Origin of the sequence: Alteromonas sp. AMM-1 (genome assembly GCF_047290655.1) — a bacterium.
GTDB classification, from domain to species: Bacteria; Pseudomonadota; Gammaproteobacteria; order Enterobacterales; family Alteromonadaceae; genus Alteromonas; species Alteromonas mangrovi.
The window spans coordinates 1-16,329 of the sequence record NZ_JBLBUE010000077.1 but is presented as its reverse complement, the minus strand read 5'-3'; the positions used below and the strand labels follow the sequence as shown (position 1 = coordinate 16,329).

The following is a 16,329-nucleotide window of genomic DNA, read 5'->3' as shown; positions in this document are numbered from 1 at the left end:
CAGGAAGGTGTATGCTAGTTACAAATAAATCGCCATTAATACGTGGTGGTGCGTAACAGGTTTGTTACCATGCCGCTCGCGTGTTAAGTATAAATGTACTTTTAAGTTGCAAAATAACAAGAGACCGAGGACAGACAGGGTGTTGGCATTATCGCAGTTGAACTGGCAGGACAAACTACACGTACTGGTAGGCTACTGTTTGCTGAAAACCGGCAGGCTCACCTTCGACGCATTTAGCGAAGCCGAACTCAACGACATCGTACGCCCTTATTTTCCTGTAAAAATACCGTTGGAAGTACCGATTGGCGAAGGCAGTTTTGAATGCCTGGAAGGCCAATTAACTATGCCTGTCAGTACCAACCGATTAACCCTGCAGCTATTTTGTGCGGTAGAAATTCGCGCCCTTGGCTCCGCTATTTACCGGGCTCATGTTGCCGTCTCAATAAGCGCCCTGCCCAATTACTACCCTGCCAGTCGCACCTTGCGATTTACCGACGTAAAAGTGGATGTAGTGCACTTGCTTAATGACCGCTACAGTTTGATTAAAGACACCCAGTTCATCATAGACAAACTGATACCAGGACCGTTATCAGGTTTATCTTCGCTGCTTGGGCAACCACTTCGCTCAGCACTGAGCATTGTAACTGCCGGCTCTACCGAACACGCCCTGGCCTACTTGCAGTTATATTTACAGGGCAACACACAACGTATTCTGGACTACCACAAACCCAAAATTGAACAGCAACTGTTACGCGAACTCGAATCCAGAGCGGTAGGTTACACCCTCAGTGACAACGTATGGCGGGAATTTTTATTTGCCCGCTGGGGCAAACGAGTGGTAGTGGAAGAAAAAAGCCTGCGGTTTTATTTTACGGAGTAACCGTTCTGGTAAAGGCCGAAACGGCACAAAGTTAAATCGGCCTTGTACTTTCCCAATTATCCTTTCTCCATGCACGATTTGTTTTTTAATATTAACAATCCCGTTATTTAGTACCATGAAAACCATACTTAACTCTGAATTAAAGACGCTGTCGCTTTATTGGCAGCAACCAGAACCTGCATCTGGTGAATTGCTAATTTATTGAGTTTTACGATTCGCTCTGATTGCCCCATGCCCTGCTGAATAAAATGAGCATTCATTGATTCCATATTTGCCAGGCAAACCAATTGATGGACATTAGCATGGTCTCGCATATTTCCGCTAATATTGGGATTATCATCTCGCCATTGTCTCGCGGTTACGCCAAACAACGCAACGTTGAGTAAATCGGCTTCATTTGCATAAACATAAGCAACTTGTTGTTGGCTTAGCGCTTCAGGAATAAGATACTCTTTTACAGCATCTGTATGGATGAGGTAGTTAACTTTGGCAAGGTTTCGGCGAATATCCCAACCTAGTTGTTCAAATTCTTGCTCTTTTAAGCGCTGAAACTCTTTAATGAGGTAAAGTTTAAACTCAACTGAAATCCAGCTCGCAAACTCAAAGGCAATATCTTTTTGTGCATAGGTACCGCCATAGCGCCCGGCTTTTGAAACTATGCCAATGGCGTTTGTCTTTTCTATCCATTGTTTCGGGGTGAGCGTAAAACTGTTTAAGCCGGCTTCTTTTTTAAACCCGTCGAATTCCACGGGATTAAAATTCATATTGTTTAGCTGCTCCCAAATTCCCAAAAACTCGATAGTGTTGCGATTTCTCATCCAGTTCCGAATAAGATCATCCGATCGGTCGGTGTTTTTATACTTTGCAATATCAGTAATGCAAATATATTCCATGCCCTCTTTAGACATGGTAGCAATAGTTTGCTCAAGCACTTCTAGTTTGGATTTCATTAGTACTCCTTATGTCGGTGCTACCTTTTATAGTGGGAAGGTACTCACCATTAGTATGTACTTTTAATAATGGCAATTTGTATTGATATTGAAGCTGAACATCAGTACGGTTTCTCCACAATACAGATAACCGCCACAAGTCAATTTTCCAGTCAATATACAAAATAAATAATGACTTCTGTTCAGGTAGTCCATACTATTCAACGACTTATTTCTTGTTACTTTGGAATATGTAAAAGAGGAACTGAATAACATTTCTGAATCGTGGAATGCATCACATTACGATTAAAAAAAGCACTTATCCCTAAGTGCTTTTCTGATTATGTGTTGCTGCAATTTCTCATTTGATTTACAGCGAGCATTGTTTCCCGCGGCATGGCTTGTTAACACCGTCCGTGCTACCTGAGGTAACCGTTACTTCACTCCACGAAGTCCAGTCGGAGCTGCCTGCACTGTTAACAGCCCGCACGCGATAGATATAGGAGCCGGTGCCACTTGAGTGGGTGAAGGACTCGGTATTTTCTGCCAGACTGGCAACCAGTTGTGTGAATTTATAGCGGCCTACCTTAAATTGTTTTTCACGCTCAATTTCAAAGGTAGTTTCATTGTCGCTGTTGTCTGTCCAGGAGAGTATGGCCGTGCCATCCTGTCCATCGGTAACAGTGAGTCCTGATGGTGCAACAGGCGCGGTTAGCTCAACGGGTGCATCGTTTGTTGTAGTACACATTTCAGCTGAAGGCTCGGTAACGTTTCCAGCCAGATCCCGCGCGCTTACAGTAAAGCAATATTCAGTGGAAGCAGTTAATCCATTTGCGGTAAACGTTGTTTCAGTTTGCCAATCACTGCTTACACATGCATCGCCGTATGCACAGGTAAACTGATAAGACACAATGCCCTGTCTGTCGTCTGTAGCAACCACCGACGCCATGGTAATACTGTAAGCACTGGTTGCCTCAGGTTGCTGTGCAAACTCCATTGGATTTGGATCAGGTGGAGTGGTGTCTGCTGAACCCAGCGTAATCTCCCCTCGCAAATAGTAGTGTCCCTGACTGCCGTAATCAGACGCGTATACGCTATCGGTACCATACACTTCCAGCACATACAGCCCTTCAGCAACTGTGGTGCTGATTGAAGCACTGGTCTCGTAGCTATCTGTGTATTCTACCAACAGGGTACCCTGGGCATCGTAAAGCCTTAAACCAATATCCAGGTTACCACCACGTCTGGCTGTTCGGGTAAAGGCATCCCAGGCAGGCGTCGCATTGATGGTTAACGGCCCGGTGCCAGCACTAAATTGAAACCAGTCGGAATCGGCTACCTGAATACTGCCTTTATTTGCAGCAATCAGCGTACCAGGGTCGACTTCGCGATTGGTTGCACTAAACTGGCCTTGCTCGTCGATCACCAGGGCAACGGGATTTTCAGTATTGCCCGAGGTATCCGAACTCCCACCTAATTGACTTTGCAAAATGGCAATGTCGTCTTGCAGTTGATTGGCATCAGGATAATCACCGTTGCTCCATTGCGTAACGTTTTTGTAGTAGCCCACCCCCATAATAGGCGCCCAGCTTGATGGATCGTTATCGGCACCCGTTCCCCGGTAGTAACTGGTTGTAGAGTTTCCATCGTGACCCAGGCCAAAGTTGTGGCCCATTTCATGTGAGCCTGCTTCAGCCATAAAGGTAGCCGCACCGCCGCCTAAACGGTTGTAATACACCAGTGCGGGCTGATAATAGGTGTAATTACTTCTGCCCCACACGCCAATATACGCTACCCCACCGGCGCCCTGACTGGGCATAGCTTTACCGTTTTTATCAGCATCTTTAGTAAACAATAACCAACCGGTATTGGGTCCCATACTCTCTGGCGCTTCAGTGGTTATATCCACATCAAAGGCCGCAAAGTCATCGGCAATGCGGGTCCATATCTCGTGAATTCGTGCGCGCTCGGCATCGTTAAAATCGGTTGGGTTACCGTCTAAATCAAACGGCTGTGTATCGTAGCTAGCACCGCCACCCCATGCTTTTCCGCTAATCAAACCGCCGTCAAAATCCAGAAAAATCTTATTGGCTGAATTGGGATTGGTGTGAAGTTTAAATACATCCACCGCGGGCAATACACTGTCAGACGAGTTGAGTTCACCTGTTTCCTCTGCGGCTTCTTCTACTTCCTCTACCAGTCCTTCTTCAATGTAGAAAAGTTCGCCACTGCTATCTGCGTCCATGAATCGCTGATCAACAGTTGGAATGCCTAAGTCGGCCAGGCGCTGTAACGCGCGATCTCTTGCTTGCTGCGGAACGCGCAGCAAGGTTTGTTTTAACTTGCCTTCCGGTACATTTTTAAGTGCTTGAGGTGGCAGATTGTCTGATACTTGCGGCAGTGGTGCTGCATGGCTGGCTGATGCCAGAATTGCACAGGTTGCCCCGGCAATCATACTCAATTTAATGTGAGTAATGCGTGTCATTTTATTGCTCCAAATAGGTATTTCAGGGTCATTTGGAACGGAAAGTTAGCCTGAGCACAGGTCCTTGATGCTAACTGGCCAGCAATCCCGCTATCGTAGAGTTTTCACTCCTTAGACCGGTGACTTTGCGTCCCACGCTTTCACGTGGTTTGCCCAGTTGTGTTATTCACACACCAACAGATTATCAGGCAATGGAAGCTTGCACTGTATAAACCTCTGCCAACAGGTGTGTGCAGTAATACTTAATGGTTTAACCTGTGGCGTTTCACAGGTTAATTAATTGCATGTAGGTTACTGAATTAAATAACGAAGCCAGCTACACCAAAGAACCGCTTAGGTATTAAATACGGGAGGGTTAAGCTACCCGCTTAAATACGCGAACAACAAAATCAGCGGTAACGTCGAAGTCAGCATTTACCAGTTCGTCGGCTTTATCGATAGGTAACCGCCAGTAGTAAGGGGTCATTTCCAACAGTGCCTTACGCATTGCCTGACTGGTAAATGCAATGGTAAAACTCAGCGATTCTTTTTCAAGCAGTTCAAAGCCGGGCATGTCACCCATTTTGTCCTGATGCTTGCGCGGCGAGTCGTAAATAGCTTGCTTGATTTCCCAAAGGTGATCCGGGCCAGGATCAACCATAATACACAAACCATCGGAGGCGATAACTCTGGCGTATTCTGAATCATGACCTGGCGCAAACACTTGTAGCACTGTGTGTAATGACTTATCTGCAACAGGTAATCTTGCGCTACTTGCTACTGCAAAGTGACAGTGACTAAAGCGCTTTGCCGCGATATCGACAGCGTGCTTGGCAATATCACTTCCCCATGCCATTACGCGATGGTCTTCGGCCTGCAATGATGCTTGAATAACGCCCAGATAGCTGCCTTCTCCGCAACCGGCATCGTACAAATTAAATTCTGGTAATAACGCCAACTGCGAGTGTTTACGGATTTTTTCAGCAATCACCTGCATCAGTGGCAGATAACCATTGCCGTCGTGAAAACAGCGTCGGGCGTTGAGCATGGTTTTGTCGTCACCGGGCTGTTTGGAGTGTTTGTGCTGAACCGGGAGTAAATTGAGGTAGCCGGATTTGGCTTCATCGAAACTGTGGCGATTGTCACAGCGCCAGGTTTTAGTCTGGTGTTCTGCATTCGCCAGTGCCAAAGGGTGCTGGCATAAGGGGCAGTGCCACATAGTCGGCTCCGGTTCAAAAAGCCGCTATGCTACCCCTTCTGTATTTAGGTGTCACTAACAATGGACATCGGTACTTCTTCTACATGCTCACCTATGTCGTCAATGTTAAGCGAAGGATCGTCGATACTGGCTTCCAGCATATCAAACGCTTCCCGGCAATATTTAGCCAGGGGCTGCAGCGACTTAATGGTTTTATTGCAGCACACCATGCCAATGTTGGCGGTACCGTTGTAGGTCATCAGGGTAATATTTACCCCGCCACCAGGTGTCATAGTAGAAATGGGATAACACGCCAGCAATTCACTGTCTTTAAAGAATTTGGCATGCGTTGGGCCGGGTACATTTGAGATCAGAATATTGGCAATGGGTCGCATCCAGTTTGAAATTCGCAACCATTCGAACACCAGAGCGATGGCCTGAATCCCAATGGTATAAGCGCTGAAAGCGGCCGGCCGCGCTCGTTGCGCTGCGTATTTCACAATGCGGTGATGGTATATAATCTGACGCAAGCGCAGGTACGGGTCGTGCTCTGCATGGGCCAGTTGCACCGGTACGATGGCTATTTTATTGCCACTGGTTTTTTCACCGGGTTTGCGCAGATTAATTGGCATATTGGTGTAAAGCGCCTGCTTAAATACGTGGCCGTGCTCCTGCAGTAATTTGTGTACACCTATATCGAAGGCAGTAAGTAGTATTTCATTTGCCGATGCCCGGGTGCGTCTGGCTAAGGCCCGAATACGTCCAAAATCCAGATCCAGAGTAGCCACAGCCCGCCCTTGTTGAACTTGCCCCGTAAGTACCGTTCGCGTACCGGTAAAAGGCACCGGCATGTAATGGCGATTGATGCGAAGTAACCGCAGCATTAATCCCACCGTGATCACAAAAATATCTTTGGTGATCATAAGGAATTCCCACACGCCCAAACCGATACGCTTTATCCGCTTATATTGTTTAGCCGGAGCATGACGCAGGCGCTTAACTGCCCACAGTGGTATAAAGCCGTCAGTTTTGGGTTCGTCCAGATACCCTGCCTGAAACCAGCGTACCAGCGTAGATCCGTCACCGTACAGATGATGCACCCTGGCATAAATGGCGAACGTGTGGTGCGTTGGGTCGTATAGAAAATGATACTGCCACAGTGGCTTTTGCGGATCCAGCCGCGTTTCATGCATACGGGCAACAAAACTGTCTAATGCTTCACGGTCATCGATATTGGCAATTTGATGGCATTGCACATGGTAATCCATCTGCATGTTTTTTACCGGCTGCAACCCCAACGGCCAGATGCCAATGGCTTTAACTTTGCAATTAAAGGGTGGGCAGGCTTTGGCAAACCCTTGCATTTCGCTGTGCAGCGCAGTGACATAAGTTTTGGGATCCTGACCCTTTGGTATCGAGAGGATTTGCAAACAGGCTACGTGCTTGGGATTGGCCTGTGACTCAGTGATCCAAAACGATTTATCGAGAAACGTCAGCTTTCGAGCCATACTCCTCTAGCCCTCCAGTACATCGGTATTGGTGAGATTTGCCATCGAATGATGTTCAATGGCGCTTTGCAACTGACGCAACGTGTCTTCTTCCAGCGCAAACCTGGGAAGCAATGCCGTCATTATTAAACTCAGCGCATGAAATTTTTGCGAAACCGGATCATTCACTGCGCGTAAGTCATCGTACTGGCCGCTTTGGATTAGGATCATGCTGATCAAGTCGACCATCAGGCGCTGTTGGGCTGATGTTGCAGCTAACTGTGACTGTTTCGCAAATCGCTGAAGGAGGGTAAGCAAGCCACTTTCCAACTGACTAAACAGCAATTTGTGCAAGCGTTTGGCGCGAGGATACTTCTCAGCAATGTCAGCCGGGCTGCGATACAGAAAACGAAACACCTGTAACTTATCAATAATGATGGCCAGAAAATAAAAGAAGTCCTCAACAGCCACCTTGTCCAGTGTAGCCGGGCGAAATAATTGCTGCATCTCGTCACTATGCCATTGAATCAGCGCGTCTACCATTAGCTCTTTGCCTTTAAAATGGTAGTAAAGGTTACCCGGGCTAATATCCATTTCCATGGCAATGTCGACCGACGTTACACTGTTTTCTCCCCGTTCGTTAAACAAGGTAAGTGCAGTCAGTAAAATCCGTTTCGCGGTTTTCCCGGCCATAGCAATTATCCCAACATCATTAAGTACAGTTGTGCGAAGCCTGCAGCCATACCCAGAATGGCGCCGGTAACAATCAGCTTCCACTCATCCTGCTGGTACGCTGGTCTTAGCACCCCTTCAAATTCTTCTGAACTTAGCGCCTGCATACGCTCGCACAAATCGTCGCCCACGCGTAGCGCCTCATTTGCATAATCAAAAGCATAGTACAAGTACTTGTCGGAATCCTCGAAAAGGCGTTTTACGGCCATGGACTTCATTTTGAAATAATTTTCCGAACCGACACCAAGGGCAAAGTAGGGCTGTGCGATTGCAACGTAACGCTCAATGGCATCGTTAACGTGTAGTTCGATCAGTTCGAGCAATTGCGCCGATCCCGAACCGTGTAAAATCATATGCGTGATGTTCTTCGGATTGATCAGCTTTTGTTCAATAATGTCGGCATACACCCGGGACACTTCGGTTTGCCGCTTTAAAAACATGCCTTGTATGGTAAGACCCGCAAATCGTATTGGCTGTTTGGGTTCGAAGATAATTTTAATGGCGATCCAGTTAGTGGCATACCCCACCAGCAGCCCCCCCAGAGGTAAAATCCACCATTCCTGATAGAAATACCACAATGCCATAGTAGGCAGGCCAAATAAGAATCCAAAGTAAAAACCTGACTGCACAATAAACGGGAATTCTTTTTCACCCGAGCGCAAGAAAATTTCGTTGATAAGTTCGGGAGAATTAACCAGTTGCTCAACCACCAGCTCTTTGATGTCGAGAATTTCATTCACGTTATGCTGGAAGTCTTCCACCATTTTGGCGACTACATAAGGAATGTCGTCTTCGATGCGTCGGTAAACCAGGTTCTTGCCCTGTACAGGCAACGCCGCCCACACGGTTGGCGCCGACGACTCCATGACTTCATTCACTATTTTTCGCACCACCTGATGCAGGCGATGTTCAATTGCTTTGGTAAGGGCTTCTGGCTCAAGGCGGTTGGCGAGCTCTTCCACGCTAAGTAATTTACCCAGCACCAGTTCTACTTCAATTTCGGCCATTTCCTTTCGTTTGGCCGGTATTAATCCCTGCCAGCCAAATATTGGCGGAATGCCAACAAATTTCAGCGGGTAGAACATCATTTTTACCGCGAGGTAGTTTGTGCCCCACCCCACCAGCGCACTGATAAGCGGGATAGACAGCAAACTCAATGTTTGTAAATTCCAGTCCATGTTGGTGCTACGTTTCGTTATTTTAATGTTTAGCAGTGTTCAGGCTACTGACTGCCGACGCGCGGGTCAACTTAACTTTATTTATAGATGCAATTATTGATCTGTACACGTATAAGCATAAAAACAGATAAGAAAATGCAGCTAACTTGAACGAATTTTGCTGTTTGTGGCTCTAACCTGCAATTTCACATACACTTTACAAATATAAGTGGGTTTTACTGGGATTGGGTAGCAGATTCTAATTTTGCTGCATACACTGCCAGTAAGCAGGTAGTCCCAACGCCGGGGAGGAAGTATGTCTCTGTTTTCAACACAATTATCAGAAATCGAGAAAGCACTCGATAACGCGGGTAACTACGCCGAATACCGCGATGCCTGCCTGGCACATGATGCCTTATCAGGCGCCAACGACTGGAAAGCCAAGGACCATAGCAGAGACTACGACTACCGTTTGATCCGCAAACGCGTTCAGCGTATCAAACTGGCGCAAAGCCAACAGGATATTCCGGCACTGATGTCGATATTGCACGAAGGATTACACGGTAACCTGGGCAATATTGCCAATCCCGAGCTACTCGCCCATTGTAAAATCGGCACCAAGCATTTAATTGAAGAGTTTATCAATCAGGTAGTGAGTGCCCTCGAGCAAATATACACTGCCGATGAAGATGTGGTTGATTTTTACGACAAACTCACGTTTTTTGAAGAAACCGCCCACGCCTATGGCCGCAGTTGTTTAATGCTGTCAGGTGGCGCTGGCCTTGGTTTTTTTCACTGTGGTGTAGTGAAGTCGCTTAACGAACAAAATTTATTGCCTACTGTTATTTCAGGTGCCAGTGCGGGTTCCATTATTGCCGCTATGCTGGCCACTCGCACCCACAATGAGTTACTGGAATCGCTGAGCGCCGAATTTATTTACGAACACTTTAAGAACTGGCGACTTTGGGGTGGCCTGGGCAAAAAAAGCTTACTAGACAGCCGGGCGTTAGAAAATACGCTGATTTCACTGTTCGATTTAACCACCTTTGAAGAAGCCTTTGCCAAAACCGGCAGACATGTAACGGTAACCGTTTCACCTGCGGATCTGCATCAGTATTCGCGTTTATTAAATGCCAAAACCTCACCCAATGCGTTAATCACCCAGGCTGTGCGTGCGTCTTGTGCTGTGCCAATGTTGTTCACACCTGTGCAGTTAAAAGCAAAGAATGCTGAAGGTAACATTGTGCCCTACATTCCCAACCGTCGGTTTGCCGATGGCTCGATTATGGCCGATCTACCCTTTCAGCAATTGTCCCGTTTGTATGGTGTAAACCACAGTATAGTAAGTCAGACCAATCCGCTGGCGGTGCCATTCTTAACAGGCGCACGTTCTCAGGCAAAAACATTAACCAGCATGACATTGCGGCATATTAGTCAGTTGGCAAAGACTAACAGTGTGTTCGCTTTCGACATTATGGAGCAGCTTGTGCCAAATCGCGGGGGTAAGCTGGCTATTCACAAAATCCGCTCGGTTATCGACCAGCAATACGTTGGCAATATTAATATTTTACCTGAGAAACAAATTCGCAATCTTATGCAGGTAGTTGCAAATCCAACACTGGATAGTATTAAGACATTGATTGAGAGTGGAGAGCGAGCAAGCTGGCCTCAACTGGATGTGATCCGCCGCAATACCATGTTAAGCGAAACGCTGCGCAGCAAATTAAGGGCCTTAAAACAACGCGAAGCCAAGCTGTTTGAACGTGTGCCTGCTTAGTGGATAGGTGTAGGTTGTGTCACTTGCGGCGACCTGTTTGGGTAGGTCCCTGACATCGCTTAGCGATTCATGGATGACGGAATGAGGGCGATTCAGGGACGACGATATAATCCTGTTCAGTCGCCCCGGAAAGTACGCAGTACTTATCCGGGGTCTTATCAAAATAACCTATCAACTTGATTAAACCTGATTTCTATCAGGATTAATCTGGCACCACCACCCTAGGCACCTCAGTAAATGGTTTAATACCAAACTCCGGGTAGACCTCTGAGGGGAAGTAATACTTACCTTGTGTTACTACCATAGCCATGGATTTTAACACTGACAAGTCTGCTGTGGGATCGCCGTGTACCAGGAAGAAATCGGCTTCTTTACCTACTTCAACCGCACCACGTTCTGTATGCCCCAGATACTGGGCCATATCGTAACTACCGCGTTTTAACGCTTCAGCCGCTGACATACCGATTTTCTCAAACAGTACCAGTTCGCGATGTAAATAGAAGGCGCCGCCCATGTCAGTGCCGGGCACCAGCAGAATACCGCGTTTGTGCATAAGCGACAGTGTATCCAGAATTTTTTGATACGCGGTGAGATACGCTTGATCTTCAGCCTCGTCGGCAACGTTTAACATGGCGGATTTTGCAGAGCGTTGCTCGCTAACCGGCATGTGTTCCACATAATTGGCAACCGCTTTATTGGTAATTCCATTTCTACCGGTCATGGCATATTCGTGGATCACCATGGTAGGGTCGTGGGCGATGTTGTTTTCTACCATTAGGTCCAGGGTATGCTTAACCGCATCACTGGATAAGTCTAAATCCACAAAGCGTTTCATACCGGTAATACGAAATAATGTCCGTGTATCCTCTTCCGGCTTTAATACCCAGCCCAGCATGATCTGATTGATGTGGGTAAGCTCGTCGTAACCGCCTTCAATCATTTGGTCGGCGCGATAAAACGCGGGCACATGGCCAGCCACACGCAAGCCCAGGCGATGAGCCTCTTTGGTCATGTCCGGCACCCATTCACCGTTCATAGAATTGTAGATTTTAATTTGCCAGTAGCCTTTTTCCGCATAGTCGCGGATCAGTGCGAGTGCGTCTTCTTTGGTTGGGGCCAGTTCACCCGTTGCGGCGCTGTAATCACTCACCCCTTCAATAAAGCCACTTTTAGTAATTTTAGGACCAATCAAAATACCCTTGTCGATTTTATCGATTAACGCCGACAGCACATCATCTTCGTTACCCATATCCCGCATACCGGTTACGCCAGCCATGACATTAAGTATGGCGCGATCATCGCCAACGTGGCCGTGCATATCATACAAGCCAGCAACCAGGGTACCGCCCTCACCGTCGATAAACACTTCGTCTGTAGCGGGTTGGGATTGAACGGGCTCAATCGCTGTGATCACGTTACCTTTAATCACCACAGAAGACAGCGCAGTTAACGCCAACGCTTTAGGATCGAAAATACGCACGTTATTAACCCGCACCGTTTGTTCGTACTGATGTGTAACGTCTTTGGCGATATCTTCATAACGTTCTGTGTTTAGGGTGGCAGCCAGCTCACGTAAGCGCTTGTCTTCCCCTTCCAATCCCTCGCGAAGCACGGCAAAACGGGGCGATACCACAGCAACAAACTCTTGCTTGTCATCTAATATCACATAACTGGGATTCAGATTTATGCCTCCCAGTGCGTACAGCGTCGTATTTACTGCACTTTCGCCGCTTCCTAGGGTTAACTTGCGCTTTTCTGACACAGTAACAAGACCGGCAGGCAATGCAGGGTAAGGCTCGCCACCAGCTTCCAGAACAGTCTTGGTATAAAGATACAGTGCATAGGGGCTGGGGTTTTGCGCAATATAAATGGCATCGTCGGCAATGCTTTCTTCACCTGCACCGGCCGCCGCGGTCCAGCTTGCTACACCGTCTTTTAGCTCATAGGTTTCGTTTACTGCGTTGCCAAAGGTGGTTTTCCCCTTAATCGACCACGAAATGGGAATGCCCGCCTCAGACAATAAAAGTGTTTCTTCACTGCTTGCCCCCCGGCCGTTGTTACTAAAGCCGTAATTAATATCAATTACCGGGCCTTTCTGAGTAATGGTCATATCGCCAACGTCTGTTCCGCCAAACAATACATTGTATTGTCGAATCGTAGATACCGATGATTGCTGTGCTTGTGGGGTGTTTGATGTTGTAGTTGGCGGTTCACCGCTACAGGCGGTAAGGCCGACAACCAACAGGCCAATGAGTGACAGGCGCATAGTTGAGTCCTTTTTGGATTATTGTCTTTATTGTCGTTGTGTATTTGATGCTTAGCGTTTTAGCGTAGCAATAATCCGGGAGACTGGCGACTATTTGCATGCGCAAAACGGTCTGTTAGGGAATGTAAAAGACAAACAACGAAGAAGATTTTTGGCTTGTTCATACAGACATATACAGTTATGTCTGTTTAAAGCACAAAAAACGGGCCGAAGCCCGTTTTTGAATAGGTTGGTTTGATTAGTCCTGCTTCGGCGGCGTTGTTTTCGCCTTGGTTGCAGCAGGTTTTCGCGCAGCAGTTTTACGCGTGGTTGTCGCTTTTGCAGCCGCTTTGCTTGCCGGCTCTGCCGGTTTGCTTGTAGCCGCTTTCACACGTGATTTGGTTGCAGGCTTTGCCGCAGCATCTTGCGACTTAGCGGCAGCTTGCTTAGCAGCCAACAAGGCCACCTGCTCTACCAGCAAATCCACTTTACCCGACAACACATCAATCTGTGCAGCACGCTTTTGCTTTGGCGTGGTAAAGCTTGGCATCCAGTGATGCAATGGCGACTGACGCCACACTTCACACCATTGAGCCGGATCAACCGCTTTGCGCAATTGAGACTCAACCTGTTCGCCTCGCGAGGCCAGTTCATTCAGGGCCTGTTGAGATTCATTCAGCGTTTGCTGCACTTGCTGATTTGCCTGTGTTACCTGATCAGCCACTAATCCTAACCCCGCTTCAAACCAGGCAAACAGCGGTGATGTGGGCTTTTTATCTGACATAATCATTCCTTACCCAATATCGGGCAGCAAGGCTGCCCGCAGGGATTTATTTGTTTGCAGCCAGTTTTGCAACGGCTTCGGTAAGGGCGTCGATTTTAGCTGACAACTCGTCAATACGTTGATCAGTGTCGTCTGCGTCCAGACCTAATTTTTTGCGCACTTCAGAAACACGACTTTCAACTTCAGAGGTAGTTTCCTTGAATTTGTCTTTCGCTTCTGTTTCCAGCGTTTCGCCTTTACTTACCAGCTCGTTAAACATTTTGCTGGCTTCAGAAGTCAGCTTTTCGTACTGGCCTTGCGCTTCATCAATGCTCTTACCATAAGCACCTAAACCTGCTAACCAGATTTTACGTGCAAATTCTTCAGCTTCATTGATTTTGGTTTTGATGTCGTCTTTAGTAGTCATGATGAACTCTCCTTTAACTGTCTGAGTACAGTGTACGGAGGACTTTTAGAAACCGCATACTAAAAACACAACTTTTGAATAAAAAAACGCCGAATATTTTTATTCGGCGATTTCTAGTGATGTCGTTTTAAATTGAATTAATCAACCAAATCCTGCGGCATGGTGTCGCGGATATCCATCCACACCTTGCCACTGGCTATACCGTACTCACGGATCACCGCAGGCACTGTTTCGTATTCACCACTTTCTGCTACGGTGAGTAACTTGGCATAAAATGCTTTGGCTACGTCCCGCGCCTGTTGTTCTGCAAAGAAGAATCCACCGATACGGGAATACAGACCACGGAAGCCGTTCATCATCAGTACAAAGACTTTATTGCCCGATGCCAGAGCCAAATCGTGGTTAAGCTGATAATCGAAATGCGCAAACGCTTTGCCGTCTTCTTCTACCTGCTTGTAGCGGGCAATAATTTCGGCAGACTCATGCGGATTGTTTTTGATGGCGCTGCGAATAAACACCGCACTCAGATTGGTGCGTGCAGCGAGCAGGTTGTCTACCAACTCGGGAATACCGTCCTGGTCTAAACGCGCCAGCGTTTCCAGAATGTTCAACCCGCAGGTTTCCCAAAAGTTATTCACCTTTGTAGGTTTGCCATGTTGAATGGTTAGCCAGCCGTCGCGCGCTAAACGCTGCAATACTTCGCGTAACGTGGTGCGGGTAACGCCAATTAATTCAGATAGTTCCCGTTCAGCAGGTAATATGGTGCCGGGAGGAAAGCGCCCGCTCCAGATTGACTCAACGATATACTCTTCGGCAAAACCAGCCGGACTTTGTGCCTTATAAATCATATTTGCTCGCCTGCTGAACATTCTTTTTCTTCTAAACTGATTGTACCAGATGCATTTTCACAAACACAATCTATAAATATAACGAATATAGTGACTTCTTTGTCGTTTACGCCCCTTTTACAGCTTCCTGTCTAACAGATTATCGGTTAGTCTTTGCAAGCTTAGTCGAGACACAAGGGTATTTACTGAATACCAGAAGTACCATATATATTGAGAAAAACAAAATTTCGTCGTCTACTATTACTCAGAGAACAACGAATTAAGCCAGTGATAAAAAAGGAAATACTCGATGCAGACCTCTATGACCATGGCTATTTATAAGAACTTTCTGGGACATGCGCCAGACTGGTATAAAAAGACCATCATTGGGTTTTTAATTGCTAATCCCCTGTTATTCATGCTTGACCCCTACCTTGCTGGCTGGGTGTTAATTGTGGAATTTATTTTTACACTTGCCATGGCACTGAAGTGCTATCCATTACAGCCTGGTGGTTTGCTGCTCATTGAAGCACTGTTTATAGGCATGACCACGCCCGACCATGTACTTCACGAAATTGAAGTAAACCTGGATGTACTGTTACTGCTGGTCTTTATGGTGGCCGGTATTTACTTTATGAAAGACCTGTTGCTCTTTTTGTTCACCAAACTGGTAATACGGGTTCAAAATAAAACTATCCTGTCGCTGTCGTTCATTGTGGCGTCGGCGTTCCTGTCTGCATTTCTTGATGCGCTTACCGTTGTGGCAGTAATCATTGCGGTTGGGCTGGGTTTCTACACTATTTATCACAAGGTCGCATCGGGCAAAGAATTCCATTCCGATCACGATCACACCTCCGACGACACGGTACAAGAGCTGGGCAGAAACGACCTGGAAGACTTCCGCGCATTCCTGCGCAATCTAATGATGCACTCAGCAGTGGGTACCGCATTGGGTGGTGTAATGACCATGGTAGGCGAGCCCCAAAACCTGATTATTGCCGATAAAGCAGGCTGGGATTTTGTTGAATTCTTTATGCGTATGTCGCCAATTACGGTACCTGTTTTCGTTATGGGTATCCTTACGACCATTCTGCTGGAAAAAACCAAGACCTTTGGTTACGGTGCAAAATTACCGCCCGCCGTGCGCAATATTCTGGTTGAGTACGATAAACACATGGACGAAGCCCGTTCAGTGCGCGACAAAGCCCGCCTTGCCATTCAGGCATTAATTGGTGTTTGGCTGGTAGTAGGTTTAGCGTTACACCTGGCAGCTGTTGGCCTGATTGGTCTGTCAGTTATTATCCTTGCCACTTCAATGAGTGGTGTAATTGAAGAGCATGCGTTGGGTAAGGCGTTTGAAGAAGCGCTGCCATTTACCGCCTTGCTGTGTGTGTTCTTTGGTGTGGTTGCAGTGATTATTGATCAGGGCTTGTTCGCACCTGT

At 47.1% G+C, this 16,329-nt stretch carries 13 protein-coding genes and 1 riboswitch; of the genes, 3 read left to right on the top strand and 10 right to left on the bottom strand.

Going from position 1 to position 16,329, the window contains the following annotated elements:
* Positions 1-139: 139 nt before the first annotated feature.
* A complete protein-coding gene (locus ACLR2L_RS12630; protein ID WP_413368557.1) occupies positions 140-880 on the top strand; it encodes a DUF1439 domain-containing protein in 741 nt (246 codons plus the stop codon).
* Between the two features lie 128 nt (positions 881-1,008).
* Here the strand turns inward: ACLR2L_RS12630 and ACLR2L_RS12625 are convergent, their stop codons facing one another.
* The 6 genes from ACLR2L_RS12625 to ACLR2L_RS12600 all read right to left on the bottom strand — a co-directional run bounded on the left by ACLR2L_RS12625 (position 1,009) and on the right by ACLR2L_RS12600 (position 8,868).
* On the bottom strand, positions 1,009-1,830 hold the full coding sequence (locus tag ACLR2L_RS12625) for a KilA-N domain-containing protein (RefSeq protein WP_413368556.1): 822 nt from the start codon (positions 1,828-1,830) through the stop codon (positions 1,009-1,011).
* Positions 1,831-2,179: 349 nt separating this feature from the next.
* Entirely contained in the window at positions 2,180-4,294 is a 2,115-nt protein-coding gene (locus ACLR2L_RS12620) for a zinc-dependent metalloprotease family protein (protein WP_413368555.1), read from the bottom strand.
* A gap of 77 nt (positions 4,295-4,371) precedes the next feature.
* A riboswitch (cyclic di-GMP riboswitch) is annotated at positions 4,372-4,458 on the bottom strand.
* A gap of 191 nt (positions 4,459-4,649) precedes the next feature.
* Positions 4,650-5,492, bottom strand: coding sequence for a putative RNA methyltransferase (locus ACLR2L_RS12615; protein WP_413368554.1), 843 nt, complete (start codon positions 5,490-5,492; stop codon positions 4,650-4,652).
* Between the two features lie 44 nt (positions 5,493-5,536).
* Complete coding sequence (locus ACLR2L_RS12610) at positions 5,537-6,979, bottom strand: wax ester/triacylglycerol synthase domain-containing protein (protein WP_413368553.1); 1,443 nt, start codon at positions 6,977-6,979, stop codon at positions 5,537-5,539.
* A gap of 6 nt (positions 6,980-6,985) precedes the next feature.
* Complete coding sequence (locus ACLR2L_RS12605) at positions 6,986-7,651, bottom strand: TetR/AcrR family transcriptional regulator (RefSeq protein ID WP_140956554.1); 666 nt, start codon at positions 7,649-7,651, stop codon at positions 6,986-6,988.
* A gap of 5 nt (positions 7,652-7,656) precedes the next feature.
* A complete protein-coding gene (locus ACLR2L_RS12600) occupies positions 7,657-8,868 on the bottom strand; it encodes a DUF445 domain-containing protein (protein ID WP_413368552.1) in 1,212 nt (403 codons plus the stop codon).
* 295 nt (positions 8,869-9,163) lie between these two features.
* Between ACLR2L_RS12600 and ACLR2L_RS12595 the strand changes: the two genes are divergently transcribed.
* Entirely contained in the window at positions 9,164-10,624 is a 1,461-nt protein-coding gene (locus ACLR2L_RS12595) for a DUF3336 domain-containing protein (protein ID WP_413368551.1), read from the top strand.
* A gap of 202 nt (positions 10,625-10,826) precedes the next feature.
* Here ACLR2L_RS12595 and ACLR2L_RS12590 read toward each other — a convergent pair whose 3' ends face one another.
* From ACLR2L_RS12590 to fadR, 4 genes are all read right to left on the bottom strand, one after another.
* A complete protein-coding gene (locus ACLR2L_RS12590; protein WP_413368550.1) occupies positions 10,827-12,890 on the bottom strand; it encodes an amidohydrolase family protein in 2,064 nt (687 codons plus the stop codon).
* A 238-nt stretch (positions 12,891-13,128) separates the two neighbouring features.
* Positions 13,129-13,653, bottom strand: coding sequence for a hypothetical protein (locus ACLR2L_RS12585; protein ID WP_413368549.1), 525 nt, complete (start codon positions 13,651-13,653; stop codon positions 13,129-13,131).
* Positions 13,654-13,699: 46 nt separating this feature from the next.
* Entirely contained in the window at positions 13,700-14,059 is a 360-nt protein-coding gene (locus ACLR2L_RS12580) for a phasin-related domain-containing protein (RefSeq protein WP_140956549.1), read from the bottom strand.
* Positions 14,060-14,196: 137 nt separating this feature from the next.
* Complete coding sequence (gene fadR, locus ACLR2L_RS12575; RefSeq protein ID WP_140956548.1) at positions 14,197-14,907, bottom strand: fatty acid metabolism transcriptional regulator FadR; 711 nt, start codon at positions 14,905-14,907, stop codon at positions 14,197-14,199.
* Positions 14,908-15,196: 289 nt separating this feature from the next.
* On the opposite strand from fadR, the gene nhaB reads away from it, so the two are divergent.
* Positions 15,197-16,329: sodium/proton antiporter NhaB (nhaB, locus tag ACLR2L_RS12570; protein ID WP_413368548.1), on the top strand; the 1,133-nt coding region annotated here is incomplete at its 3' end.

Excerpts from the sequence above, each read along its gene's own strand:
- ACLR2L_RS12600 (WP_413368552.1), bottom strand. The coding sequence starts at position 8,868 with ATGGACTGGAATTTACAAACATTGAGTTTGCTGTCTATCCCGCTTATC.
- ACLR2L_RS12590 (WP_413368550.1), bottom strand. The coding sequence starts at position 12,890 with ATGCGCCTGTCACTCATTGGCCTGTTGGTTGTCGGCCTTACCGCCTGT.
- ACLR2L_RS12585 (WP_413368549.1), bottom strand. The coding sequence starts at position 13,653 with ATGTCAGATAAAAAGCCCACATCACCGCTGTTTGCCTGGTTTGAAGCG.
- ACLR2L_RS12625 (WP_413368556.1), bottom strand. The coding sequence starts at position 1,830 with ATGAAATCCAAACTAGAAGTGCTTGAGCAAACTATTGCTACCATGTCT.
- ACLR2L_RS12595 (WP_413368551.1), top strand. The coding sequence starts at position 9,164 with ATGTCTCTGTTTTCAACACAATTATCAGAAATCGAGAAAGCACTCGAT.
- fadR (WP_140956548.1), bottom strand. The coding sequence starts at position 14,907 with ATGATTTATAAGGCACAAAGTCCGGCTGGTTTTGCCGAAGAGTATATC.
- ACLR2L_RS12580 (WP_140956549.1), bottom strand. The coding sequence starts at position 14,059 with ATGACTACTAAAGACGACATCAAAACCAAAATCAATGAAGCTGAAGAA.
- ACLR2L_RS12610 (WP_413368553.1), bottom strand. The coding sequence starts at position 6,979 with ATGGCTCGAAAGCTGACGTTTCTCGATAAATCGTTTTGGATCACTGAG.
- ACLR2L_RS12605 (WP_140956554.1), bottom strand. The coding sequence starts at position 7,651 with ATGGCCGGGAAAACCGCGAAACGGATTTTACTGACTGCACTTACCTTG.
- ACLR2L_RS12620 (WP_413368555.1), bottom strand. The coding sequence starts at position 4,294 with ATGACACGCATTACTCACATTAAATTGAGTATGATTGCCGGGGCAACC.
- ACLR2L_RS12615 (WP_413368554.1), bottom strand. The coding sequence starts at position 5,492 with ATGTGGCACTGCCCCTTATGCCAGCACCCTTTGGCACTGGCGAATGCA.